The organism is Arthrobacter sp. MYb224 (assembly GCF_002975455.1).
Classification (GTDB): domain Bacteria; phylum Actinomycetota; class Actinomycetes; order Actinomycetales; family Micrococcaceae; genus Glutamicibacter.
In genome coordinates, this window is record NZ_PCPU01000001.1 from 405,516 (window position 1) to 429,870 (window position 24,355).

Here is a 24,355-nt window from a genome sequence, read left to right on the forward strand (position 1 = left end):
CCCCTGGGGGCTGGCAACCACGAGTAGTCACATGAACGCGCTTTACTCAATCACGATGCACTTCGTCATCTAAGGAAAGCTAACCGGCCGCTTTGAGCGCCTCTTGGAGTCTTACGAAGAAACATTTAGCGATCATGACGTCCGGCAACAGCGGGCTTGTAATCACCGAGGCACCCGTGCTAGCGAGCCGGGTTTGGAATAGACCATCGGCGAGCAGCGCGCTCAGCACGAGCACCGGTGGCTGGATTTCGGTGGAGAGCAGATCCTGGATCAGCGGCTTGGCGCCCGCGCAGTAAGCGACCTGCACTTCCCGTCCAAGTTCGTCCGAGAGCCGTTCTGCCAGCTTCCGGACCTGTTGCTGGCCTTTTTCAAGCCTGGTTCCGGCAGCGGCTAGAACAACGCTGGGGTGTGAATCAAGATGAGCTTGCGCGCGTTGCGCCAAGACTTGGGCAAGATCCGGCAAGGAGCCAAGCGGGGCGGCCGCGGTGCTGTTGGCTCTTGCTGCTACCGCGCCGGCGATGTCATATGTCGTATGCACGCCGTCGGCTACCAGCAGCGGCAAGACCACTGCCGGTTCATCTGCGGGCAGCGAGTCGAGCACTTCGGGAAGCCGCGGATGCTGGACATCTACATAGGCTTCATGCCACACCAGCTCGGTGAGCCCGGCGTCGCGTGCCAGCTCTTCGAGCTGTGCGCGCAGCTCGTGGATCAGCTGCTGGCCGCGTTCATTATCGGTGCCGTGCGAGGCGGCGAGTACGTGTATTCGTCCCATATTCGGTGTCCTAGCCCTTGCGGATCAGCTTGTGGTTGGCGGCCTGGGCCTGCGGACGGATCACGATTTCGTCGAGGTTCACATGCGCCGGCGCGCTGACTGCGTAGCGGATCACCTCGGCTACGTCTTCGGCGGTCAGTGGTTCGGCGACCCCGGCGTAGACGTTCTCCGCGGCTTCCTTGCTTCCCAGCCGGCGTAATGCGAACTCTTCGGTCTGCACCAGACCCGGAAGGATCTCGATGACGCGAATCCCGTTTTCGACTTCCTCCAGGCGCAGCGCCTGGCTCATGGCGCGCTGCGCCGCCTTGGCGGCGTTGTATCCGCTGCCGCCTTCGTAGCTTGCCAAGGCCGCGGTGGAGGTGACATTCAGGATTGTGCCGCCGGTGGTCCGCAGCGACGGCAGCAGTGCTCGGGTCAGCCGCATGGTGCCCATGACGTTCGACTGCCACATGAATTCCCAGTCTTCGTCTTTGGCCTCGGCCCAGTAGTCGCTGCCGCGAGCGCCGCCTGCGCAATTTACCAGCGTGTCCGCACCGCCTTGTTCGGCAAGGCTCAGTACCAGTGCGTCCACCTCGGACTGCACGCTCACGTCGGCGGCCAAGGCAATCGCGCCGCACTCTGCGGCGAGGGCGTTGAGCCGCTCGGCACGGCGGGCCACGGCGAAGACCTTCCAGCCTTGTGCGCGAAGCGCGCGCACCGTTGCCTGTCCGATGCCGCTGGACGCGCCGGTGACGAGGGCCGAGCGGGAGTTTTCAGTATTTTGCGTTGTAGTCATATCCCAACCTTAGAACTTCGCAGCTCCGGGGCGTGCGGGGATGAATGTGTCTTACGCGAAGCCTTTCCATGTTTCGTGATCTTCGGCGGCCCTGCCTGGCATGAGCCAGTCATAGCCAAATTCTCGTGGGACGGGTGCGTCATTGGCGCTGGCGCTTCAAGCTCATCGTGCACAGCGTTGCTGGTCAAGTGGCCGAGACCATGAATCACAATGCCTTGCTCCCTTGCAAAGCATGGAAGAATGGAGCCATGGCAGAAGACAACTTGGGCACAGACACGCCCGCAACGGTTTCCGTTCCTGACAAGCCCGCTTTGGAAGGCTTGGAGGAACGTCTTTCGTCCCGGTGGCGCACCGAGGGCACCTATCACTTCAACGAGGACACGACCCGCGAGGCCGTTTACTCCATCGACACTCCCCCACCGACCGCTTCGGGTTCCCTGCACGTAGGACACATGTTCTCCTACACGCAGACCGACGTGTTGGCTCGCTTCCAGCGCATGAGCGGCAAGAACGTGTTCTACCCGCTGGGCTGGGATGACAACGGCCTGCCCACCGAGCGTCGCGTGCAGAACTACTATGGCGTTCGCTGCGATCCGACCAAGCCGTACATCGAGGGCTACCGCCCGCCGGAGTCCCCGGCCAAGAACCAGCGCGACTGGGATGTGGTGAGCCGCAAGAACTTCATTGAACTCTGCGAAGAATTGGCGGTCGAAGACGAGAAGGTCTTCGAGCACCTGTTCAGCACCCTAGGCCTGTCCGTGGACTGGCGCATGACCTACCGCACCATCGATGACAATTCCCGCGCCGTATCGCAGCGCGCCTTCCTGGAAAACCTGGCGGAGGGCGATGCCTACATGGCAGAGGCGCCTACCCTGTGGGATGTTACTTTCCGCACCGCGGTGGCCCAGGCAGAACTCGAAGACCGCGAAATGCCCGGCGCCTACTACCGCTACGCATTTAATGCCGAGGGCGGCGAGCAGGTCTTCATCGAGACCACCCGCCCGGAGCTGCTCGCGGCCTGCGCAGGTCTCGTAGCCCACCCCGAAGACGAGCGCTACAAGCACCTCTTCGGCAAGACCGTCACCTCGCCAATCTTCGGCGTACCGGTTACCGTCTACCCGCACCCGCTGGCCCAGCCAGACAAGGGTTCGGGTATCGCCATGGTCTGCACCTTCGGCGACTTGACCGACGTCACCTGGTGGCGCGAACTGCAGCTTCCGACCCGTGCCATCATTGGCCGAGACGGCCGCATCCTGGCTGACACCCCGGAGTGGATCAGCACCGAAGCCGGCCAGGCCGCCTACGCTGAGATCGCGGCCAAGACCGTATTCTCCGCGAAGGAAACCGTCGTCGAGATGCTCACCGCGGCGGATCTGCTCGATGGCGAGCCGAAGAAGGTCTCCCGTCCGGTGAACTTCTTCGAAAAGGGCGACAAGCCACTGGAGATCGTCACCTCGCGCCAGTGGTACATCCGCAATGGCGGGCGCGACGAAGAGCGCCGCACCCAGATGATCGCGCGCGGCGAGCAGATCGATTTCCATCCTTCGTTCATGCGCTCGCGCTACGAGAACTGGGTCTCGGGGCTGAACGGCGACTGGTTGGTTTCCCGCCAGCGCTTCTTCGGCGTGCCGGTACCTGTTTGGTACAAGGTCGACGAACATGGCGAACCGGATTACGATGCGCCGATCTTGCCGGAGATCGCGCAGCTTCCGGTTGACCCGGCTGCCGACGCTCCAGCAGGTTTCACCGAGGACCAGCGCGGGGTGGCCGGCGGTTTCATCGGTGACGCAGATGTGCTCGATACCTGGGCTACCAGCTCGCTGACTCCACAGATCGCGGGCCGCTGGGGACGCGACGACCAGTTCTTCTCCAAGGTCTACCCCTTTGATCTGCGCCCGCAGGGCCACGACATCATCCGCACCTGGCTGTTCTCCACCGCCGTGCGCGCAGATGCGCTGCACAATGATGTCCCATGGAAGCATGCGGCCATCTCCGGATGGATCCTGGATCCGGATCGCAAGAAGATGTCCAAGTCCAAGGGCAACGTTGTGGTTCCGAACGAGGTTCTGGAGAAGTTCGGTTCTGACGCCGTGCGCTACTGGGCAGCCAGCGCCAAGCTGGGCGCGGACACCGCCTACGAGATCAACCAGATGAAGATCGGTCGCCGCCTAGCGATCAAGATTCTCAACGCCTCGAAGTTCGTCTTGAACCTGGGCGCCACCGAGACCAATGTGCTCACCGACGACGCATCGGTGGTGGCCAACGGCCTGGACCGCTCGCTGCTTCTGCGTCTGTCCACGGTCATCCAGGACGCACAGCGTGCCTTCGAGAACTACGACTATGCCCGCGCCCTGGACATCACCGAGTCCTTCTTCTGGTCATTCACCGACGATTACGTCGAATTGGTCAAGGACCGCGCCTACGGCGGTCATGGTGCAGCGGAGCAGGCTAGCGTGCTGGCGACTCTTGCTACGACCTTGGATTCGGTGCTGCGTTTGTTCGCACCATTCCTGCCGTTCGCTACCGAGGAGGTTTGGGGCTGGTGGCGCACCGGTTCCGTGCACCTGTCGCAGTGGCCTAGTTCCACTCACCTGGCTGCCGCTACCGAAGGTGCCGACGCAACGGTTCTCCCAACCGTCGGCATGGCACTTTCTGGCATCCGTAAGGCCAAGTCGGACGCGAAGGTCAAGCAGCGCACCGAGGTCCTTTCCGGTGAGATCCATGCACCAGCGGCTCAGGTTGAACAGCTGCGAGCCGGCTTCGCCGACCTCAAGTCGGCTGGCAACGCACGCGAACTGACTTTGGTTGAGGCCGAAGGCGAGCTGAGCGTAGTGAACGTGGAATTGGCACCCGCAGAAGAAGCCTAGTCTTCGAAAACAGTCTGTGAGGAAGGCCGTCGAGAATCTCTCGACGGCCTTCCTCATTTCTCAACCGTTCCTTGAATCGGTCTTCGAAGACGATGCCGAAGTCAATTGTTGGTTCTCGACGCCTTGATATTATTTATTCATGGCTTAGAGTCGAGGGGTACGCTCATACTACATATTCAAGCTACTCTCTAGAGAGGCTCGTATGACTACCACACCGGAAGACCCAAATGACTCCGATCCGCTCCGCGAGGGCAATCGCTCGACTCCCTCGTCTGGCGAATCAACGACGCCCCCTTCCAGTTCAGAACCGGCTGGACCATATCCGGGGCGGGTGAATGACCCGCAACAGAGCTACCAGGGGCAAAGCCCGGATGAGAACCTCCAACGGATCCAGCTCAACGGCTGGCTATCTGCATTCTTCGGAATTATTCCAGCGCTGATCTTCTTCATCATCGATAAGGAACGCACCAACCCGATAGTGCGAGACTTCCATCGAGATACCCTGAACTTCAGCATCATCCGCGCGATCATCGCTTTATTGGCGCTCCTGCCCGTGGTCGGTTGGGTCATCGGTCTGCTCGGCGGCCTCATCTGCTTCGTGGTGGCCATCGTGGCCGCAGTTAATGCTCCAAACGAATATCAGGCAGGTCGTTCTTACAGGTATCCATTCAATTTCACGTTCGTGAGCTAGCCAAATAGCCGCGTTGCGAGCGATACCTAGCATACTGCTCTCGAACCTGTCGGTTCGAGAGCAGTATGCGTTAACCAGAATGCCCAGCGGCAGGGTCAGCCGCCGTCCTCATCCTTGCTTTGCCCGGTTGGGCTTGGTATTACTACCTGCATCGGCTTAGCATCCTGCTTCCGCGTATCGTTAAAATATGAAAGCTGTTCGCTGACCGTTTGATCCAACTTTTGCCTACTGCTCTTTCCGCTGGCGCATTCGCCAGCAGCGTCATCCTCTGCTTGCATCCCCTGCTCCTAAACGGGTTTGGGCGGAATGTCGTCGCTGACATTCCGCCCAAATCACGTCTTGCTAGTTCTGAGCTGCGTTATATGCCTGCTCAACGACCGATCCCCAGTAGGGGCCGAACATCGTGTTGCGCACTCCACTGTAGCCGAAGCTGTTGACGGAGTTCTGGTATCCATCGGAACCGCCGAGGAACCATGGGCCGCCGGAGGAACCGCCCGTCATGTCGCAGGGAATACCCTGAGACTGCGACTGTCCGTAGGGATCAGCTGTGGCAGTTCCGCTGCAGGACTGCAAAGTTTCACCGTTGAACGGAGTCGCGGCAGGGTATCCGAAAGCTGTGTAGTTCAATCCGCGCGCCTGGTTGAACGCGACACCCGAAGCTCCAACCTGATCTGCGAGGCTTACCCCGCTGTTGTCGGTGACCACCGCGAAGGCGGTGTCGTAGCTAATGTCGCCGCCGTTGCTCCACTGCGTTGGGGTGACCAGTTCGGTAGCCGCAAAGGATCCATAGGGTGCGTTGCCATTTTCATAGGCGGGAACAAACACCCATCGAGTTGCGAACGCGCCCGGTCCTTCATTGGCACAGTGTCCGGCTGTGGACACGGTCGATTCGTTGGCCGAGACAACCGAGTTGCCCGAGCAAACATAGTCAGATCCGCCGAGGGTGAAGAACACCTTACCAATGTGGGACACCGGAGTGACCGCAGATCCTCTTTTCGGCTTGTTGGCGTTCTCGTTGCGCTTCATCGCTTCCTGGCCGGCAATCTTCTTTGATTTTCCCGCCTTCAGCGGGGCGTTTGAAGTTGATTTACCGTGGGCGAGGCTGTCAGCGGACTTGGCGTTTTCCATGCGCTCAGAAGTCCAATAACTCATTGCATTTTCCGCCTGCGACAAGGTAATGCTTGTCGACTCGATCTTGTCCGTGGGGGCTGTGGGGGCAGCCATAGCCATCGATGCACTTCCACCGATGAGTCCGCCGGCCAGCAAAAGCGCGGCGAATGCTCTGCCCTTGTTTTTGCCCTTCTTTGGACCACGATCTTCGTATCTATCTTGCACGATTTCTCCCTATCTGGCGGATGGGGGCCGCCATCGAAAGCATGTGCCGAAGCACCTGTGGGAGTTAGTCAAACACATCTTTCAGGCATTACCTAGGGGTTTCCAACAAGATATTTGAGAGTTCATTGTCGCAACCGTCAAAAAGTCTGAAACGGATTTTTTCCTACTAATAACTTCTGCCGGAAACTTTCATGGCACCGAAAACCCGCGTGCACCCTTTGCTTTCGGGTTGCATTCGCTACTGCCCAGTAATCTCCGAGAAGCTCCGATCTCACACGCCGGTCGACGGAACCAGCCACTCCGTGTAGGAGCTGGAATAATTTGTGAAAGAACCGTGAGGCACTTCACATTACCTGCATAGAAAATTCATATAAATTTTTTCGGAACAATTAGCAAGGATGCAAGCATTAACTCACGACTAGTCAGTGAGAGCGCTCCCCAGAGATCCAAGAGGTTACTTATGATGCGTCGCGAACTAACTGCTCATTGTTGATCGGGAGCCGAAAGTATCGTTTGCCCCATGCCAAGCGCAAAGGGCCCAGCCAAGAACTTCTTGGCTGGACCCTTTGCTCTTTTAAGCAATCCCGGACTATTCGAAGATTGGGCTTTCGGTCCGACTGCGCTTCATCTCGAAGAAGTAGGGGAACGAAGCAAGTTGCGCTGCAGCGTCAAACATCTTGCCGGCGTCTTCTCCGGTTGGGATCCGGGTGATAACCGGCCCAAAGAACGCGACACCATCCACGGCGATGATTGGTGTTCCTACATCTTGGCCAACCTTGGAAATGCCTACCTCGTGGCTTGCACGAAGTGCAGCATCATTTTCATCGGTATTCGCCGCAGTTGCGAGTTCGGCAGGCAAACCTACCTTCGCAAGAGCTCGGGCGATCACCTCATCGCGATCTGAAACCTTTTCGTGATGGAAAAGTTCGCCCATGGCCGTATAGAGCTTGTCGATCACTTCATCACCATGGTCTTGGGCCGCCTTGATCACGACTCGGACCGGACCCCAAGAGATATCCATGGACGCGCGGTAGTCTTCCGGAAGTTCCCGCCCTTCGTTGAGCACCGACAAGCTCATGACATTCCAGCTCACGTCGATGTCGCGGACCTTTTCAACTTCCTTGATCCAGCGGCTAGTGGCCCATGCAAAGGGGCAAATCGGGTCAAACCAGAAATCAACTTGAGTGCGCTTGGGCATGAACCCTCAACTTTCTACCGATAACTCAACGGGATTTTAAACTACGCGGACTTCTTGTTTCGCTTGGCAGCGACATCGTGTGAAAGAAGTAGCGGTGCTTCACGGTTCATTACCGTGCCACGGGTGACAACCACTTCCGCAATTTCTTCGAGGCTTGGCAGTTCAAACATGATCCCGCCAAGGCTCTCTTCCAAAATGGCCCGAAGCCCGCGAGCACCAGTTTCACGTTCGATGGCCAGCTCCGCGACCGCATCCAATGCCTGCGGTTCGAAGCTCAGCTCCACACCATCCATGCGGAACATTTTTTGGTATTGCTTGACCAAAGCGTTCTTCGGCTCAGTCAGGACCCGAACCAGGGATTCGCGATCAAGGTGTTCGACCGTGGTGATCACTGGCAGTCGTCCGACGAATTCGGGTATCAAACCGAATTTCAGCAGATCTTCAGGACGAACATCGGAATACGACGGGGTTTCAGATTTCAGCGCGGTCAAGGGCGCGCCGAAGCCGATTCCCTTACGTCCCGCGCGTGAAGAAATAATCTCTTCGAGCCCCGCAAAAGCGCCAGCTACGATGAACAAGATGTTTGTCGTGTCCAACTGCAAGAAGTCTTGATGCGGATGCTTGCGTCCCCCCTGTGGCGGGACTGCGGCAACGGTACCTTCGAGAATTTTCAGCAATGCCTGCTGGACGCCTTCACCCGAGACATCGCGGGTAATCGACGGATTCTCGCTCTTGCGCGAGATCTTATCGATTTCGTCGATGTAGATAATGCCTGTCTCGGCCTTCTTCACATCGAAGTCTGCGGCTTGGATTAGCTTGAGCAGAATGTTTTCAACGTCTTCACCAACGTAACCTGCCTCGGTCAAGCTGGTCGCGTCTGCAACGGCGAACGGGACGTTGAGTTTTTTGGCCAGCGACTGCGCCAGATAGGTCTTACCGCAACCGGTGGGACCTATCAACATGATGTTGGATTTTGAAACCTCAACATCGTCCAGTGGGTTGTCACTGTTTATGGCAGCGACCGGACCTTGCTCCTGGGTGCCATGAATTCGTTTGTAGTGGTTGTACACGGCTACGGACAGAGCACGCTTCGCGTTCTCCTGGCCGATCACGTACTCCTCTAGGGAATTGAAGATCTCAAGCGGTTTTGGCAGCGAGAAATCTTCGGAGACCTGTTCTTCAGCAAACTCCTCTGCAATGATTTCATTGCACAGTTCGATGCATTCGGTACAGATGTAGACTCCGTGGCCTGCAATTAGCTTCTTAACCTGCTTTTGGCTCTTTCCGCAGAAAGAACACTTCAACAGATCCGAGCCTTCGCCCATTCGTCCCATCGCACCGATCTCCTGTTTGCTTGAGTTGCCGTGGACTATCCCAATTCTAGGTCAGATAACCCCAAAATTAGCTGAATATGGCGGTCTACCTGCGTGGTGTCCTCCTCTTGTGGAGAACGCACCTACAAGGTAAACCGCCAATATTCAATGATTATTCCGCGTAAGGCCTAGTTACCGAGCTGAGCGCGGTTTACCTTGCGTGGGGTAAGCACTTCGTCAACGATGCCATATTCCTTGGCGTCGGCAGCGGTCATGAATAGATCGCGCTCCACATCGTCGCGAACCTTCTCCACGGACTGGCCCGAATGCCCGGCAATGGTCTCTTCCAACCACGCGCGCATGCGCATTACCTCTTCGGCCTGGATCTGCAGGTCCGTTGCGGTACCGCGTTCGCCCCCGCCCATCGATGGCTGGTGGATCAGCACGCGGGCGTTTGGCAGCGCCAGACGCTTGCCCGGGGTGCCGGCGGCCAGCAACACAGCTGCTGCTGAGGCTGCTTGGCCGAGGCAAACGGTCTGCACTTCTGGGCGAATGAACTGGATCGTGTCATAGATCGCGGTCATCGCGGTGAACGAGCCACCCGGTGAGTTGATGTACAAGGTGACATCGCGCTCCGGATCCATGGATTCGAGCACCAGCAGCTGTGCCATCACGTCATCGGCCGACGCGTCGTCGACCTGGGCGCCGAGGAAGATAATGCGATCTTCGAACAGCTTGGCGTATGGATCCTGACGCTTGAACCCGTATGGGGTGCGCTCTTCGAACTGCGGCAGGATGTAGCGGGCCGACGGCGTCTGGCCGCTGATGGCTTCCGGATTGAAGTTCATGGTTTTCTCCTAGGACAAATCTTTGGGATTCAGGCGGATGAGTAAGACCGACTACTTGGCGGTATCGACGCCGCCACCACCGGTGACTGTGCCGGCATGCATGGCGATCTGATCGTAGAAGCCGTACTTCAGGCCCTCTTCAGCGGTGAACCACTTATCGCGCTGGTTATCGATAAGGATCTGCTCAACGCTCTGACCGGTCTGCTCGGCAGTCAGGTCGCTCATGACCTTCTTCATGTGCATGATCAGCTCGGCCTGGATCTTAATATCCGAGGCGGTACCACCGATGCCGCCGGAAGGCTGGTGCATCAGGATGCGGGCGTTCGGCGTAGCGTAGCGTTTGCCCGGAGTGCCCGAGGACAACAGGAACTGGCCCATCGAAGCAGCCAGGCCGGTTGCAACGGTGACGACATCGTTGGGAATGTACTGCATGGTGTCGTAGATAGCCATGCCCGCGGTGATGGAGCCACCTGGAGAGTTGATGTAAAGGTAGATGTCCTTCTCAGGATCTTCCGCCGAAAGCAACAGCAGCTGCGAGCAAATAGCGTTCGCATTGTCGTCGCGGACCTCGGAGCCCAGCCAGATGATGCGCTCCTTGAGCAGGCGGTTGTAGATGTAATCCTCACGGCCGGCCGGGTCAACGGTGGCCATGGTGGGAGTGCGCGAATCATTTGACATGTTCTCTACCTCTTCCAAACGTGTAGATCAGATTTTGAAACTCTATTTCGAATCTCAAAGCTGCAACTGGTTACTTTGAGATTACTGACTTCAACCCGGCCTTGGGGCGTTTCATGCCCCGTTTTCGCTCACGGCGCATGAGTACACCGAGAGCGAACAAAAAATGGCCGCCTGCCAGCTTGTTTCCAAGCTGGCAGGCGGCCATCTATATGCCGGGGACTACTTGGCCTCGGTGGTCTCCTCGACCGCTACAGCTTCTTCTTCGCCAGCTGGCTTCACGAAGGAAGTGAGATCCACAGCGGCACCGTTCGAGTCGGTGACGGTTGCGAATTCCAGCACCTTGGCAAGTGCCTTGCGACGGCGAACCTCGCCCATCAGCATTGGGACCTGGCCGGCGCCGTCCAGCATCTGCGCGAACTGGTTCGGCTCCATGCCGTACTGACCTGCGGTCTGCACGATGTAGTCGATCAGCTCGGACTGCTCAACGCCAACTTCCTCGGCGTCTGCGACGGCGTCAAGGATGATTTCGTTCTTGAAAGCACGCTCGGTGTTCTCGCGAACCTCTGCGCGGTGCTCCTCGGTGTCGTGGTCAGCTTCAGCGTCAGGTGCGTTGAAGTGCTGCTCGATCTGCTCTTCGATCACCGATGCAGGCACAGGGACCTCGATCAGTTCGACCAACTTGTCCAAGACGAGTTCGCGCGCCTCAACACCCTGCTCAACAATCTTGCCCTCAGCAGCATCCTTGGACAGCGAGTCGCGCAATTCAGCGATGGTGTCGTATTCGGAAGCAAGCTGAGCGAAGTCGTCATTCGCTTCTGGCAGTTCGCGCGACTTCACGGCGGAGACGACAACGTTGACGGTTGCGGTCTTTCCTGCGTGCTCGCCACCGGCAAGGGTGGTCTCGAAGGTTGCGTCTTCGCCAGCGGACAGGCCGGTAACAGCCTCGTCCATGCCTTCAAGCATATTGCCCGAGCCCACCTGGTAGGACAGACCCTGTGCAGCGTCGACCTCTTCGCCCTCAACCGAAGCGGTCAGGTCGAGGGTGACGAAGGAATCTGCAGCTGCTGGTGCCTCAACATCCTTCAGGGTGCCGAAGCGACCGCGCAGGTCGTCTAGGGCCTTCTCGATATCTTCGTCGGCAACTTCCTTTGCCTCGACGGAGACCTCGATGCCCTTGTAGTCAGGCAGTTCAACCTTCGGGCGGATATCAACTTCGAAGCTGAAGACCAGCTGGCCTTCGCCTTCCTTCTCGATGGAAGGCAGCTCGGTGATGTCAACCTCTGGGCGGGACAGCGGGGTCAGCTCGTGCTCGACCATGGCCTTCTGATAGAAGTCGTTCAGCCCCTCGTTCACAGCGGTTTCAATGACGTAACCGCGACCAACGCGCTGATCGATCATGCGAGTTGGAACCTTGCCCTTGCGGAAGCCTGGAACCTGAATCTGCTGAGCGATGGTCTTGTACGCCTCATCGACGCGGGGCTTCAGTTCCTCATAAGGAACCTCAACGTTCAGTTTCACCCGAGTCGGGTTGACGTTTTCGACGGCGCTCTTCACAGCGTTGTACTCCTGAGTGTCTAAGAATTAGGTCTGATCTGCAAAAAACCCCGCAACATGGTGGCGTTGCGGGGTTATTCGACAGAGTCGGGGTGACAGGATTCGAACCTGCGACCTCACGCTCCCAAAGCGCGCGCTCTAGCCAAGCTGAGCTACACCCCGATTAGCAGTGATTAGTCTAACCTGAGTTATCCTTTATCCACTAATCGTTTGTGATGCATACCGCTAACCTTTCACAGTTTCCGGTGATCACCAGAGCTAAATTATATTTAGTTCTCGATTTCATGAGATATAAACCGAAGTTTTTTTATTTCATGAGTCGGGGTAACAGGATTCGAACCTGCGACCTCACGCTCCCAAAGCGCGCGCTCTAGCCAAGCTGAGCTATACCCCGTTGAACTCCTAGTGAAAATCCCTTTTCACCTGAGTCAACATCTTGTGAATCGCTGCTGGGTTTTTGTTATCCCTGCGTGATCACAAGAAATAAATTTACACGGGTTCGCGCTAAATGCAAAATCGGCATCCTGCTGGCAATTATCAACAACTTCAGCGAATTTACGCGGAATTTACCGCCTTGACGTCTCTTTTTAGCGTAAATCAGCGAAAAAGGTGAGGTGAGTAACAGGAAATTTGAACGTTTTTCATCGTTTTTGCACTCAAATCATCCAGCAAGTTCCACGATGGCTGAAGCCGCCGAACCGCACCGCACCAGACGTGACCGTCCATAGACTCCGCGCAGTCAAGCGATCGGGACTACGATCGCCCTATGGCAACTACTTGGGCACTGACCTTTGACTGCAACTCACCGGTGGAGCAAGCAAAATTCTGGAAAGCGGCGCTTGATTATGCGGACGCTCCCCCGCCATCGGGGTTCACCTCTTGGACCGACTGGCTTATCGCTTGCGATGTTCCAGAGGACGAGTGGGATGACGGGGCCGCGATTTGCGACCCTACAGGCGAAGGTCCGCAAATTTCGATGCTAAAGGTCCCAGAAGGGAAGATCGCAAAGAACCGGATTCATCTAGATCTGAAAGTTGGCTTGGGGCGGAATCAGCCCGCACACTTGCGCCGGCAACGGATCGAAGAGAAGGTTGGGCTACTTATGCGCCTGGGGGCTAGCGAACTGGCGCGGCACTGCATTAATGGTGAACTGGATCATGTGGTTCTTGCAGATCCCGAAGGAAATGAATTCTGCGTGGTGTAGGCATCGCTCGAGCATCGACGCAAAAAGGCCCCGCATCAGCGGGACCTTTTTATTTGGAGGGGATGACGGGAATCGAACCCGCATCATTAGTTTGGAAGACTAAGGCTTTACCACTAAGCTACATCCCCACATTTCGTGACTTCATCGCCGCGAACAGAATTTAGTCTAGACCATAAATCTAGGTCCATGCAAATCGGCTGATTTGGGTTCCGACTTGGACACATCCTCTATAGCACCACGTGGAGCCCGGCAAGGTGATAAACACGCCGAGGGGCCAGAATCTCCTGAGTTAATCCGCACCCAAGCATCCAGATGCTTAGCGTGAAACGTCCTTGCTGCGCGGCAACTTCTGGCACCGCGGACACCAGTACAGTTTCCGACCAGCTACTTCTTCGAGTCGTATGCTCCCCGCGCACTTGCGACAGCCCATCCCCTGACGCTGATAAACGTAGTAGGCGTTGTCCGGCCAGAGCACGCCTTCAGGTTCGCGATCTTCTTCACGAGTAGTAATGATCTTTCCATCGCGGACCCCGTCCTCCATGATGGCGACAATATCCCACCACAATTTGTTGGCGGTTCGCCCGGAAAGTTGGTTGGCCGGAAGGGTTGGGGAAACACGATTGCGGAATAGCGCCTCGGCGCGATAAATATTCCCAACACCGCTGATCACGTTCTGATTCATCAACGCTACGCCGATGGGAGTGCTGGTGCGCGCGAGATTCACTCGAAATTCCCTGAGCCCTGCATCCAAGTATCGCTGGTCTCCACCTGGTTCCACCTGCCCCTTGGAAGCTTGAAAACGGGCCGATGCCCCCGCCAGAGGATCTGGTCCAAGCTTGGCTAGCTGCCGTTGCACCTGATCGATGTCCAAAACTTCGCATGCGGTGGGGCCACGCAGATCCGCCCAGCCGTGCTTGGACACGATGCGAGCACGGACCGCGCCGATTGGAGCAGGAGGTCCGGAGTATGACGCAGTCTCCTGCATGCGGGCTTCACGCTCGCCTATGCGTCGTGGAGCACCGATGGACGAAGCTCCAGCGAATAGGCTGTCGCCGCCAAAATCGAAAGCCCCATAGAGGCCTAAATGCACCCGCAGATATAGGTCGTTTGAGAAGCGGCAAAACAGTTGCTTCCCCTTGGCGAAGGCGTGCTCTAGCTCGTGGCCGTCAATGCGAGCGGCATCTGAAGCAAAGCGCCCTTGGGGCGAAGTAACCTGAACCGCCTGTCCGCCAAAGACATCGTCGAATTGGCGGGACAGGCGATGCAGGGAATGTCCTTCAGGCACAGTTAGTCGATAACCTCGCCGGTTGTTTCATACGAGGCGATCTTACCGATGCGGCGCACATGACGTTCGGCGTCGCTAAAAGGTTCAGCCAGGAATGCTTCGATTAATTCAGCGGCTTCCACCACCGAGTGCTGGCGTCCGCCAACCGCGATGACATTTGCATCATTGTGCTCGCGAGCAAGCTTCGCGGTATCAAGGTTCCACGCTAGCGCTGCGCGCACGCCTTCGACCTTGTTCGCAGCGATCTGTTCCCCATTGCCCGACCCACCGAGGACGATACCCAAGGCGTCTAGGCCCGCGCGCTGATCCGCGATGACAGCTTGAGCCGCGTTAATGCAGAAAGCTGGGTAATCATCTTCGGGGTCATAGGCTTTCGGCCCGTGATTGACCATTTCGTACCCTCGGTCCGTGAGGTGCTTGACCAAGAAGTCGCTCAGTTCCAGACCTGCGTGGTCAGTGGCGATATGCACGCGCATGTTTTATTGCCTCATTCGTTGGGAGGAAAGCCGGTTTAATGCTCCCTCAAGCTTAGCGACCCACCGGACATAGAATCTAACTCTGCGATGTTTCGCAGTGTCTGTGACACCTCATGTGAGCACGCACTATTTTGCCAGTCATAAAAATTTTGCGGTCAAGGACTTGCGTGCTCCCCCGTTGCCAGTGACACAATGGAGGAAGTTATTCAATATTCGTTTCAGAAACTGCGGCGATGTCACTTCATCGCCTCAAGACGGAGAGCCCAATGCCCGGAATGAACCTCACGCGCGCCGAAGCAACCGAACGCGCGAACCTGATCAATGTCGACAGCTACGAGGTGAGTCTGGATCTAACCCAGGGCGACCGCGTATTCACGTCTCGCACCACTGTCCGTTTCACCGCGACCCCGGGAGCAAGCAGCTTCATCGACGCGATCACCGACACCGTCCGCTCGGTGAACCTCAACGGCACCGAGCTGGACCCAACGGTCGTCGCCGACGGGGTACGGATCCAGCTTCCAGAACTCGCGGCACAGAACGTGCTGGTGATCGATGCCGATGCGCGCTATATGAATACCGGCGAGGGACTGCACCGATTCGTAGACCCAGTCGACCAGGAGGTATACCTCTACTCCCAGTTTGAGGTCGCCGACTGCCGCCGCATGTTCGCCGTATTCGAACAGCCGGATCTTAAGGCTTCCTTCCAGTTTTCGGTGAAGGCCCCGACGAAGTGGAACGTAGTTTCAAACGCGCCAACTCCCCAGCCAGTGGTCGATGGCCAGGACTCACGTTGGGATTTCCCTGCCACTCAACGCATCTCTTGCTACATCACCGCGCTAATCGCTGGACCCTACGAGGTTGCACGGGACTCGTTGGTCTCGGCCGATGGCCGCACCATTGAGCTTGGAGTCTTTGCCCGCGCCTCGATGATGCAGTATTTGGATACCGAAGATATCGTCACCATCACTCGTCAGGGATTCGAGTTCTATGAAAAGAACTTCGGAGTGGCATACCCGTTTGAAAAGTACGATCAGCTGTTCGTACCGGAATTCAATGCGGGGGCCATGGAGAACGCTGGAGCCGTGACCTTTCTCGAAGAATACATCTTCCGCTCCCGTCCGACCCACGCCATGGTGGAACGCCGAGCGATCACCATCCTGCACGAACTGGCTCATATGTGGTTCGGCGACTTGGTCACCATGAAGTGGTGGAATGACCTCTGGCTCAATGAATCCTTCGCGGAGTTCATGTCGACCCTTGCCGCGGCACAGAATACCGAGTTCACCAGCTCTTGGACCACCTTCAACATCATGGAAAAGAACTGGGCCTACCGCCAGGACCAGCTTCCGAGCACCCATCCGATCGTTGCCGAGATCAACGATTTGGAAGATGTGGAAGTCAACTTCGACGGCATCACCTACGCCAAGGGCGCTTCGGTGCTACGCCAGCTGGTGGCCTTCGTTGGCCAAGAAGAGTTCATGGCCGGTGTACGCGAGTATTTCAAAAAGCATGCATGGTCCAACACCGAGCTACCTGACCTGCTGACCGAGCTTGAGTCGGCTAGCGGGCGTAATTTGAACGATTGGGGCACATCCTGGCTGGAGACCGCCGGCGTGAATACTTTGAAGGCGGACATCTCCACCGATGAGTCCGGACGCATCACCGGCTTCACCATTAACCAGTCGGCCATCGAGCAGTTCCCAACATTGCGCAAGCACCGGCTGGCGGTGGGTTTCTACACCCTAGATGAGCAGGGCAAGCTCGTGCGCGTACACCGTGAGGAGCTCGATGTTGCTGGCCCGGCCACCGAGGTTCCAGCGCTTGTAGGAATGCAGCGCCCCGATCTGGTCTTGCTTAACGACGATGACCTGACCTACACCAAGATCCGTCTGGATGAGCTCTCGCTGGCTACCGCAATTGAGCACCTGAAGGACTTCACCGAGTCGCTGCCACGCACCTTGGTGTGGAGCGCAGCTTGGGATGCCGTGCGCGATGCTGAGACCCCGGCCAGCGCCTACGTGCAACTGCTGCTCAACAATATCGGGCACGAAATTGATTCCTCGGTAATCATGGTGCTGTTGCGCCAGTTGAATACTGCGATGGATTACTACGTAGCTGGCGACAAAGCCAAGGAAATTTCGGTGCAAGCCGCCGATCGCCTGTGGGAATTGGCGCAGCGGGCCGAAGCCGGTTCCGATGCCCAGCTTCAGTTCGCCAAGGCGTTTGCGCATCGTTCACGCACCGCGGCCCAGCTCGACCAGGTGGCCGGCTTGCTCAACGGCACGGTGCTGTTGCAGGGTCTTACCCTCGACACCGATCTGCGCTGGTCCTTGGCGATCGCGTTGTCTGCAGGGTCTCGCCTGGACGGGGAAGCTCTCGACGCGATGCTCGCAAGCGACGACACCGCCAAGGGCAAGGCAAACTGGTTCACTGCCCGGGCAGCTCGTCCAACAGCCGAGGCGAAGGCCGAGGCCTTTGCCGCAGCCACTTCGGCGACACTATCCAATGATCAGCAAGGAGCGGTGATATCCGGATTCAATATTGCCCATGACAACTCGCTGCTCGAAAGCTACACCGAGGATTACTTTAATCTGCTGGTCAATGCGTGGGAGAATTTTTCCCATGAAATGGCGAAGCAGATCGTGCTCGGCTTCTACCCCACCTCGATGGTCTCTCCGCAGACCATCGAACGCACCGATGCGTTCTTGTCGACGCTAGGTGAAAAGCATCCGGCCATGCGCCGGCTGCTGGTTGAATGCAAAGCAGATGTGGTTCGGGCGCTGGCCGCGCGGGCCACGGACGCCGGAGCTTAACTTTTAGTGTGCCCCAGTGGTGTGCGGCATGGCTCGATGGGGTTATGGTACCTAGTAGGTACGGAAACCAGTCATTGTGCCACACGGCACACCACAAGCATTTTAAAGGGTGGGAGAATAGCAGCATGGACCTCTCGCAGCACAGCTATCAGGTAGAGATAGAGTGGACGGGTAATCGCGGAGCTGGCACCACCAGCTATCGTGACTACGGCCGTGAGCACCTCATCCGCGCGGCCGGGCTACCCGACATCGCGGGCACGGCCGATCCGACTTTTCATGGCAGTCCCGATCGCTGGAACCCCGAACAGCTCTTATTGGCGGCCTTGAGCCAATGCCATATGCTCTCCTATCTCCATGTAGCCGTAACCCACGGAGTAGTTGTCACCAGCTATCAGGATCAGGCTTCCGGTAGCTTGAAGTTGAACCGAGATAACAGTGGCGAATTTACCGAAGTGATTCTCCGCCCGCAGGTTCAGTTAGCCGATGAGTCCCAACGAGAACTCGCGGATTCTCTCCACCAGCAAGCCAATAAGGTATGTTTCATCGCTAGATCCGTGAATTTTCCGGTTCTCCATGAACCAGTTGCCGCATAATTTCAGGAAAGTACCCATGAGCGATTTGAACCCACTGCCCCACACCGTGAAACGGGATCCCATGACCAATCCGGTGGTTACCGGTCCGTCAAGTGAAGAATTCCTGCAATTGGCTCAGGCACCGGTGGATCCGTCCGACTACGCCGGAACCTTCTACGAGGAGGTAGGCGGCCGCGTAGTTTTTGCGCAGCTGAGCAAAAACTTCTATACCTCCGTTGCAGAAGATGCGCAGTTCCGGGAAATGTATCCGGAGAAGGATCTCTACCCGGCGCAAATTCGTTTACAGCTGTTCCTCGAGCAGTACTGGGGCGGCCCGACATCCTACTCGGAGCACCGCGGGCATCCACGCCTACGCATGCGCCACATGCCTTACCTCGTCAACCCGCATAATCGAGATGTTTGGCTCGGGCATATGAACAAGGCTATCGATCAGCTGGAGCTACCAATGCTCCATGCCGAGACGCTGCGAGAATATTTTGATCGCGCGGCGCATTCCTTGCTCAACGCATCAAGTTAGATTCCCTAGTGGCAATCCGCGCCGGTGCTGCCGGCGCGGATTTCACTTTTAAGCAAGCAGGGCCGAACGGCGCAGCAGCACATGTCCCAGTCCGTTGCTGACTCGAATCCAGTTCCCCTGACGCAGTACACGGCTTTCGCCGCCCGGGGTCAGGAATCCCAAGGCATGCATCGCGAAGGCGGCGCCAAGCGGCAGACGAGGCTCGGTGTTCTCCAACTCGGAAGACCAAATCCGCTGGCGGATTTGCGCTACGACAGGTTTCCCCGGATTGGCAGGCAAGGCTTGGGCCACCGCGTCGATACCTGTCTGCGTGGCTGCGGATAGCACGTCATCAGGAACGCTCCCAGCATCTTCCCACCCAGCCATTGGCACGGTAATAGCCGCCCACCTGGGATTCTCTTCCACTGGCGGTAACACGAATTCGGTGGAAGCTTCGCCCATTCGCGCCAGGCGATCCTGAATTGCGGAGAAGGAATAGCATGCATTTACCGCGCCCTCCACGGCCAACCGATGCACACGCATACCAAGAATGGTGTAATCGCCCTGGCCTAGCTCTGCCGGGACTAGAACCGGAACATAAACCGCAAGGGCAGTGCCTCGTGCGGTCAGCAAGGCTCCGTCATCTTCAATTGCCTTTGCCCTGCTCAGCAGGTTGGCTAAATCGCTGACTGAATTGGAATCTTCAAAAACAAGTGCGTCACTGACCATAGTGCAATCGTCTCATGACTTGATCCTAATCATCCGGTGCACGCAAGCATTTTCGTCACATGCCGGCACTGTCCTGCGGTGCTGTCGCGAGATTCTTGACACTTCTCACGATAGAGTTTTCAAAGTCATCGAAAGCACGTCAAGGAGTCATTATCGTGACAGAGGAACTAGGCACTACTCAGATCCTGCTAGATCTCTTGGATCTAGACGGAGAAGACCGGGCGCGTACGGATGAAGATATCTTCATCGGTCATACGCCCAAGCAGTCTCGAACCCGAGTCTTCGGTGGCCAGGTCTTGGCCCAATCCGTGGTGGCTGGATCGCGCACCGTTCCCGCGGGACGGGCAATTCATTCAATGCATGGCTACTTCCTACGTCCAGGTGATGCATCGCAGAACATCACCTTCGGTGTCCAGCGGCTGCGCGACGGCCGCTCATTCTCGGCGAGACGAGTACATGCCTATCAAAACGGCGTGCCCATCCTGTCCATGATTGCTTCTTTCCAGGAACCTGCATCCGGCCTGGATCATCACGATCCGGTGCCATTTGAAGTACCGGCCCCGGAAACATTGCGCACAACGGCGGAAATCATCGGGAAGTTCGACCACCCGGTTGCTCGCGAATGGGCCTACGAGAGGCCGTTCGACATGCGCCACATCACCGAACCGGTTTATCTTCCAGGCTATGACCAGCACGAGCCCATGGCAGCGGTATGGATGCGCACCACCGCCCCGATGCCCGATGATCCGATGTTGCACCGCGCCGCTCTGGCCTACGCCAGCGACTACATGCTGCTTGAACCGGTGCTCCGAGGCCATGGCGTCAGCTGGATTCATCGTGGCCTGAGTATCGCCAGCCTGGATCATGCCATGTGGTGGCATCGCGAATTCCGAGCCGACGAATGGCTGCTCTACGTCCTGCGATCACCGAGCGCTTCTTCGGCTCGGGGACTCGGCACCGGGCAGGTCTTCAATGCTGCCGGCGAACTGGTCGCAACCGTAGCTCAAGAGGGCATGGTGAGACTCCCAGAATTCTTAGCGGAAGACGAATAGGCTCCGGCTCACGCTCGAATCCCAAACGGTATTCCATGGGGCAGCACGCAACGCTGGACAGGTTTTAAGTTGCCCGCTCCTTGGCGAGGGAAGTCAGACACCCCACAATCCGGGCCGGAACGGACCGAAGTCGTCGCGATGTTGTTGAGCTCGGCCCAACTCTGGAACTTATTGACTAGATATCTTTTTCGGCTTCGCCGGTTTCCAGCCTTCGGGCACCGGATCCTTCTTGGGCCAGCGCGTCCTCTGGATTCAGCAGCAAGCATGCTTGCATCGAAAGGCACCCGCAGCCGATGCAGCCCATGAGCCTGTCTTCTAGTTCTTCGATTGCGCGCCTGCGGCGTTCGAGGACCCGCTTCCATTCGTTGGATGCGCGTTGCCAGTCCTTTTCGGAAGGAATTTTATCCATTGGCACCGGGTCAAGAGCGTGACGGATGTCCGCCAACGGAATGCCGAGCTTGCTGCCGACCGTAATCAGCGAAATGCGTCGAAGCATATGGCGTGGGTAGCGCCGCTGATTACCGGAGGTTCTAGTCGAACAGATCAATCCGATTTCTTCATAGTAGTGCAGCGCTGATTTTGCCACGCCGGTGCGTTCGCTCACGTGGCCAATCCCGAGAAGCTGCTGTCCGGGTACTGCATTTTCGATCATGTTCACTCCCCTGTGCCCATCATCACTGACCAGCAGTTTGACCTCAAGCTTACTTGAGGTTCTACGCTAAGGGTAGTTAGTGTCTAGCCACACAGAAACTTTTCGAATAGGAACCATGGATCGCAAAGATTCAGCAAGCGAAGGACTACTCACCTATGCAGAACTTGTCGGCTGATTTCCGCGATGCGTTTCGCGCCCACCCCGCGGGCGTAGCCTTGATCACCGCATCGGTTGCTGGCATTCCCTACGGTCTAACAATCTCCAGCCTGGCATCGTTGTCCATCGAGCCCGTAGCGGTTTCTTTTTCACTCACCAAAGAATCCGGAGCCGCAGGTGCGGTGCTTTCCGCAAGCTCATTCATGATTCACATGCTGGGCGAGGAACATTCGGAGCTTGCCGACAATTTCGCCCGCCCAGGCGCTCCTCGCTTCACGCCCGATCAGGGTTGGTCCTACCTGCCAACCGGCGAGCCGCACTTCCACAAGGCCCCGGTGTCCATGCGCGCACAGATTCACTCCTCGATTAGCGTCGGAGGTTCGCGGTTGATTGCGGCAGAGATCCTTGAAGTCATCACGGGAGAGCCAGTTCAGCACCTGATGTACCAGAACCGCGGATACCTGAAGCTGCCCTCATTGCTCGATGCATCGGTGCCGTGTAAATAATCTAGGATTGCATCGGCAACCTTACTTAGATAGCCCAAAGGCCACCACGAAAATAATTCGTGGTGGCCTTTGGCTTCGACTCAGACTTAGTCGCGAGTCAGGCGACGGTGAGTCACACGATGCGGCTTAGCTGCATCGGCCCCCAACCGTTCAACCTTGTTGTCTTCGTAAGACTGGAAGTTTCCTTCGAACCAGTACCAGTTCGATGGGTTTTCTTCCGTACCCTCGTAAGACAGGATGTGGGTAGCGACTCGGTCCAGGAACCAACGGTCGTGCGAGACGACCACTGCGCAACCTGGGAACTCGAGAAGAGCATTTTCCAGGGACGAGAGAGTTTCAACGTCAAGGTCGTTTGTAGGCTCATCGAGCAGCAAGAGGTTGCCACCCTGCTTCAGGGTCAATGCAAGGTTCAGACGGTTACGCTCACCACCGGAGAGGACACCGGCCTTCTTCTGCTGGTCTGGGCCCTTGAAGCCGAATGCCGAAACATAAGCACGCGAAGGCATCTCAACCTGACCAACCTGAATGTAATCCAGGCCTTCCGAAACAACTTCCCAAAGGGACTTTGTCGGATCAATGTTTTCGCGGTTCTGGTCAACATAGGAAATCTTGACCGTATCGCCGATCTTCAGCGTGCCCCCGTCAAGTTCTTCCATGCCAACAATGGTCTTGAACAGAGTCGATTTACCAACACCGTTAGGACCGATCACGCCGACGATGCCATTTCGAGGAAGCGAGAAGGACAGTCCGTCGATTAGCACACGTTCTCCGAAGCCCTTGTTCAGATCCTGGGCTTCGATGACGACCTGACCCAAACGTGGACCAGGTGGAATCTGGATCTCTTCGAAGTCAAGCTTGCGGGTACGCTCGGCCTCCGCGGCCATTTCTTCATAGCGGGCCAGACGAGCCTTCGACTTCGTCTGGCGGCCCTTGGCGTTGGAGCGAACCCAATCGAGCTCTTCAGCCAGGCGCTTAGCAAGCTTCTGATCCTTTTTGCCCTGCACCTCCATACGCTCGCGCTTCTTCTCCAGGTAAGTGGAGTAGTTGCCCTCGTATGGGTGCAGACGACCGCGGTCAACTTCACAGATCCACTCGGCGACGTGATCCAGGAAGTAACGGTCGTGGGTTACGGCCAAAACCGCGCCCGGGTAGGCTGCCAGGTGCTGTTCGAGCCACAATACTGACTCGGCGTCCAAGTGGTTAGTGGGCTCATCGAGGAGCAACAGGTCTGGTTTCTGCAGCAGCAATTTGCATAGCGCGACGCGTCGACGCTCACCACCGGAGAGGTGCGTGACCATTTCGTCGCCCGGTGGGCAACGCAGGGCATCCATTGCCTGTTCGAGCTGGTTGTCGATGTCCCAAGCGTCGGCGGCGTCGATAGCCTCCTGGAGCTTGCCCATCTCTTCTAGCAAGGTGTCGAAATCGGCACCTTCCTGAGCCATCTCTTCTGAGATTTCATTGAATCGGGTGATCTTTTCATAGATCTCGCCGACGCCTTCCTGGACGTTGCCCAAGACGGTCTTTTCTTCGTTGAGGGGTGGTTCCTGCAGCAAGATGCCCACAGAGTAACCAGGTGAAAGACGTGCCTCACCATTGGACGGGGTATCGATTCCCGCCATAATCTTCAGGATCGTTGACTTACCAGCACCGTTAGGGCCCACGACACCAATTTTGGCGCCCGGGTAGAACGACATGCTGACATCGTCAAGGATGACTTTGTCACCAACGGCCTTGCGAGCCTTGGTCATCGTGTAAATAAATTCCGCCATGCCCTTAAGGCTAGTGCCTCAGTGGGTGCAAATCCGAATCCACACACCACTATTTTGCTCCAGTGGTGCCCGGTTTCACACGTTTTCCCGTGACACCACTGAATGCGGAGGAATTACGCTGCGTCGGTGTCCCTCTCAGGCCACGAGCCACCGGTGTTTTCGTTCACGGACTGGTGGCGCGATTCGGCTTGCTGGGGATGGGACGAACGTTCAATGTCGCCCGAGGCGTTTCGCACTTTAGTGAAGTGCGAGGTCCCGAACTTCAGGTCATGGCCGAACGAGAAGGCCTCAATATCAGCGCTCGTTCCGCGCGATCCATCCGCCCGTTCGAACTGGCGTATTTGGAGCTTGCCGATCACGACAATGTGGTCGCCCTGCTCCAACGACTCCATCCCATTCTCGGCCAGCCCTCGGAAAGCACTCACTGAGAACCAATTGGTTCCGGCGTCAACCCATTGTCCGGTTTCAGGGTCCTTTTTGCGTTCATGAGTCACCGCACGAAATTTGAGCACCGCTAGCCCCTGTGGGGTAATGCTCAATTGTGGCTCTGTTCCAACTACTGCACGGATGGTCACAAGATCACTCATGACGTT

General features: G+C 57.2%; 22 protein-coding genes and 3 tRNA genes. 8 read left to right on the forward strand and 17 right to left on the reverse strand.

Translation table 11 applies throughout. The annotated features are described in order from the left end of the window. Positions 1-79: 79 nt before the first annotated feature. Positions 80-772 (reverse strand): sirohydrochlorin chelatase, encoded by a 693-nt coding sequence (locus tag CQ017_RS01960; protein ID WP_105552268.1) that lies wholly within the window; start codon positions 770-772, stop codon positions 80-82. 10 nt (positions 773-782) lie between these two features. Beyond that, positions 783-1,547: an SDR family oxidoreductase gene (locus CQ017_RS01965; protein ID WP_105552269.1), complete on the reverse strand. Its 765-nt coding sequence runs from the start codon at positions 1,545-1,547 to the stop codon at positions 783-785. A 248-nt stretch (positions 1,548-1,795) separates the two neighbouring features. Here CQ017_RS01965 and valS point away from each other — a divergent pair, with 248 nt between their 5' ends. Both valS and CQ017_RS01975 read left to right on the forward strand, forming a co-directional pair. Next, positions 1,796-4,414: a valine--tRNA ligase gene (valS, locus tag CQ017_RS01970; RefSeq protein WP_105552501.1), complete on the forward strand. Its 2,619-nt coding sequence runs from the start codon at positions 1,796-1,798 to the stop codon at positions 4,412-4,414. Between the two features lie 202 nt (positions 4,415-4,616). After that, positions 4,617-5,105, forward strand: coding sequence for a DUF4870 domain-containing protein (locus tag CQ017_RS01975; RefSeq protein WP_105552270.1), 489 nt, complete (start codon positions 4,617-4,619; stop codon positions 5,103-5,105). Between the two features lie 342 nt (positions 5,106-5,447). Here CQ017_RS01975 and CQ017_RS01985 read toward each other — a convergent pair whose 3' ends face one another. From CQ017_RS01985 to CQ017_RS02020, 8 genes are all read right to left on the reverse strand, one after another. Continuing rightward, positions 5,448-6,440, reverse strand: a complete 993-nt coding sequence (locus CQ017_RS01985) for a serine protease (protein ID WP_105552272.1) — start codon at positions 6,438-6,440, stop codon at positions 5,448-5,450. Between the two features lie 589 nt (positions 6,441-7,029). Next, positions 7,030-7,638, reverse strand: a complete 609-nt coding sequence (locus CQ017_RS01990; protein ID WP_105552273.1) for a DsbA family protein — start codon at positions 7,636-7,638, stop codon at positions 7,030-7,032. A gap of 41 nt (positions 7,639-7,679) precedes the next feature. Continuing rightward, positions 7,680-8,972 (reverse strand): ATP-dependent Clp protease ATP-binding subunit ClpX, encoded by a 1,293-nt coding sequence (gene clpX, locus CQ017_RS01995; RefSeq protein WP_105552274.1) that lies wholly within the window; start codon positions 8,970-8,972, stop codon positions 7,680-7,682. 167 nt (positions 8,973-9,139) lie between these two features. Then, positions 9,140-9,799, reverse strand: coding sequence for an ATP-dependent Clp protease proteolytic subunit (locus CQ017_RS02000; protein WP_096285072.1), 660 nt, complete (start codon positions 9,797-9,799; stop codon positions 9,140-9,142). A gap of 51 nt (positions 9,800-9,850) precedes the next feature. Beyond that, positions 9,851-10,450: an ATP-dependent Clp protease proteolytic subunit gene (locus tag CQ017_RS02005; protein WP_096285303.1), complete on the reverse strand. Its 600-nt coding sequence runs from the start codon at positions 10,448-10,450 to the stop codon at positions 9,851-9,853. A gap of 246 nt (positions 10,451-10,696) precedes the next feature. Further along, entirely contained in the window at positions 10,697-12,031 is a 1,335-nt protein-coding gene (tig, locus tag CQ017_RS02010; protein WP_105552275.1) for a trigger factor, read from the reverse strand. Between the two features lie 87 nt (positions 12,032-12,118). Then, positions 12,119-12,193, reverse strand: a tRNA-Pro gene (locus tag CQ017_RS02015). A gap of 157 nt (positions 12,194-12,350) precedes the next feature. Next, positions 12,351-12,425: transfer RNA gene (locus CQ017_RS02020), tRNA-Pro, on the reverse strand. Between the two features lie 372 nt (positions 12,426-12,797). Between CQ017_RS02020 and CQ017_RS02025 the strand changes: the two genes are divergently transcribed. Continuing rightward, positions 12,798-13,235, forward strand: a complete 438-nt coding sequence (locus CQ017_RS02025) for a VOC family protein (RefSeq protein WP_105552276.1) — start codon at positions 12,798-12,800, stop codon at positions 13,233-13,235. A 54-nt stretch (positions 13,236-13,289) separates the two neighbouring features. Here the strand turns inward: CQ017_RS02025 and CQ017_RS02030 are convergent. From CQ017_RS02030 to CQ017_RS02040, 3 genes are all read right to left on the reverse strand, one after another. Further along, positions 13,290-13,363: transfer RNA gene (locus tag CQ017_RS02030), tRNA-Gly, on the reverse strand. Between the two features lie 188 nt (positions 13,364-13,551). Continuing rightward, positions 13,552-14,520: an Fpg/Nei family DNA glycosylase gene (locus CQ017_RS02035; protein ID WP_105552277.1), complete on the reverse strand. Its 969-nt coding sequence runs from the start codon at positions 14,518-14,520 to the stop codon at positions 13,552-13,554. Between the two features lie 2 nt (positions 14,521-14,522). Beyond that, positions 14,523-14,996: a ribose-5-phosphate isomerase gene (locus CQ017_RS02040; RefSeq protein ID WP_105552278.1), complete on the reverse strand. Its 474-nt coding sequence runs from the start codon at positions 14,994-14,996 to the stop codon at positions 14,523-14,525. A gap of 266 nt (positions 14,997-15,262) precedes the next feature. Here CQ017_RS02040 and pepN point away from each other — a divergent pair, with 266 nt between their 5' ends. The 3 genes from pepN (at position 15,263) to CQ017_RS02055 (ending at position 18,919) form a co-directional block, all read left to right on the forward strand. After that, the gene (gene pepN / locus CQ017_RS02045) at positions 15,263-17,809 is read left to right on the forward strand and encodes an aminopeptidase N (protein ID WP_105552279.1); all 2,547 of its coding nucleotides are present in this window, start codon (positions 15,263-15,265) and stop codon (positions 17,807-17,809) included. A gap of 125 nt (positions 17,810-17,934) precedes the next feature. After that, the gene (locus tag CQ017_RS02050; protein ID WP_105552280.1) at positions 17,935-18,402 is read left to right on the forward strand and encodes an OsmC family protein; all 468 of its coding nucleotides are present in this window, start codon (positions 17,935-17,937) and stop codon (positions 18,400-18,402) included. A 16-nt stretch (positions 18,403-18,418) separates the two neighbouring features. Beyond that, positions 18,419-18,919, forward strand: a complete 501-nt coding sequence (locus tag CQ017_RS02055) for a globin (RefSeq protein WP_105552281.1) — start codon at positions 18,419-18,421, stop codon at positions 18,917-18,919. 48 nt (positions 18,920-18,967) lie between these two features. Here the strand turns inward: CQ017_RS02055 and CQ017_RS02060 are convergent, their stop codons facing one another. After that, positions 18,968-19,627, reverse strand: a complete 660-nt coding sequence (locus tag CQ017_RS02060) for a hypothetical protein (RefSeq protein ID WP_105552282.1) — start codon at positions 19,625-19,627, stop codon at positions 18,968-18,970. 155 nt (positions 19,628-19,782) lie between these two features. Between CQ017_RS02060 and CQ017_RS02065 the strand changes: the two genes are divergently transcribed. Beyond that, positions 19,783-20,679, forward strand: a complete 897-nt coding sequence (locus tag CQ017_RS02065) for an acyl-CoA thioesterase II (RefSeq protein ID WP_258133461.1) — start codon at positions 19,783-19,785, stop codon at positions 20,677-20,679. Positions 20,680-20,854: 175 nt separating this feature from the next. On the opposite strand, the gene soxR is transcribed toward CQ017_RS02065, so the two are convergent. Beyond that, positions 20,855-21,331: a redox-sensitive transcriptional activator SoxR gene (gene soxR / locus CQ017_RS02070; RefSeq protein ID WP_105552284.1), complete on the reverse strand. Its 477-nt coding sequence runs from the start codon at positions 21,329-21,331 to the stop codon at positions 20,855-20,857. Positions 21,332-21,486: 155 nt separating this feature from the next. Here soxR and CQ017_RS02075 point away from each other — a divergent pair, with 155 nt between their 5' ends. Then, a complete protein-coding gene (locus tag CQ017_RS02075) occupies positions 21,487-21,993 on the forward strand; it encodes a flavin reductase family protein (protein WP_258133462.1) in 507 nt (168 codons plus the stop codon). Positions 21,994-22,079: 86 nt separating this feature from the next. On the opposite strand, the gene ettA is transcribed toward CQ017_RS02075, so the two are convergent. Both ettA and CQ017_RS02085 read right to left on the reverse strand, forming a co-directional pair. Further along, positions 22,080-23,762, reverse strand: coding sequence for an energy-dependent translational throttle protein EttA (gene ettA, locus CQ017_RS02080; protein WP_096285090.1), 1,683 nt, complete (start codon positions 23,760-23,762; stop codon positions 22,080-22,082). A gap of 113 nt (positions 23,763-23,875) precedes the next feature. Further along, a complete protein-coding gene (locus tag CQ017_RS02085; RefSeq protein ID WP_105552285.1) occupies positions 23,876-24,349 on the reverse strand; it encodes a single-stranded DNA-binding protein in 474 nt (157 codons plus the stop codon). Positions 24,350-24,355 lie beyond the last annotated feature (6 nt).

Bases quoted from the DNA above. Each gene is read 5' to 3' on its own strand.
- CQ017_RS01960 (WP_105552268.1), bottom strand. From the start codon at position 772: ATGGGACGAATACACGTACTCGCCGCCTCGCACGGCACCGATAATGAA.
- pepN (WP_105552279.1), top strand. From the start codon at position 15,263: ATGCCCGGAATGAACCTCACGCGCGCCGAAGCAACCGAACGCGCGAAC.
- CQ017_RS01990 (WP_105552273.1), bottom strand. From the start codon at position 7,638: ATGCCCAAGCGCACTCAAGTTGATTTCTGGTTTGACCCGATTTGCCCC.
- CQ017_RS02005 (WP_096285303.1), bottom strand. From the start codon at position 10,450: ATGGCCACCGTTGACCCGGCCGGCCGTGAGGATTACATCTACAACCGC.
- CQ017_RS02085 (WP_105552285.1), bottom strand. From the start codon at position 24,349: ATGAGTGATCTTGTGACCATCCGTGCAGTAGTTGGAACAGAGCCACAA.
- CQ017_RS01975 (WP_105552270.1), top strand. From the start codon at position 4,617: ATGACTACCACACCGGAAGACCCAAATGACTCCGATCCGCTCCGCGAG.
- soxR (WP_105552284.1), bottom strand. From the start codon at position 21,331: ATGATCGAAAATGCAGTACCCGGACAGCAGCTTCTCGGGATTGGCCAC.
- CQ017_RS02060 (WP_105552282.1), bottom strand. From the start codon at position 19,627: ATGGTCAGTGACGCACTTGTTTTTGAAGATTCCAATTCAGTCAGCGAT.
- ettA (WP_096285090.1), bottom strand. From the start codon at position 23,762: ATGGCGGAATTTATTTACACGATGACCAAGGCTCGCAAGGCCGTTGGT.
- valS (WP_105552501.1), top strand. From the start codon at position 1,796: ATGGCAGAAGACAACTTGGGCACAGACACGCCCGCAACGGTTTCCGTT.
- CQ017_RS02055 (WP_105552281.1), top strand. From the start codon at position 18,419: ATGAGCGATTTGAACCCACTGCCCCACACCGTGAAACGGGATCCCATG.
- CQ017_RS02075 (WP_258133462.1), top strand. From the start codon at position 21,487: ATGCAGAACTTGTCGGCTGATTTCCGCGATGCGTTTCGCGCCCACCCC.
- CQ017_RS01965 (WP_105552269.1), bottom strand. From the start codon at position 1,547: ATGACTACAACGCAAAATACTGAAAACTCCCGCTCGGCCCTCGTCACC.
- CQ017_RS02040 (WP_105552278.1), bottom strand. From the start codon at position 14,996: ATGCGCGTGCATATCGCCACTGACCACGCAGGTCTGGAACTGAGCGAC.
- CQ017_RS02000 (WP_096285072.1), bottom strand. From the start codon at position 9,799: ATGAACTTCAATCCGGAAGCCATCAGCGGCCAGACGCCGTCGGCCCGC.
- CQ017_RS02025 (WP_105552276.1), top strand. From the start codon at position 12,798: ATGGCAACTACTTGGGCACTGACCTTTGACTGCAACTCACCGGTGGAG.
- CQ017_RS02050 (WP_105552280.1), top strand. From the start codon at position 17,935: ATGGACCTCTCGCAGCACAGCTATCAGGTAGAGATAGAGTGGACGGGT.
- clpX (WP_105552274.1), bottom strand. From the start codon at position 8,972: ATGGGACGAATGGGCGAAGGCTCGGATCTGTTGAAGTGTTCTTTCTGC.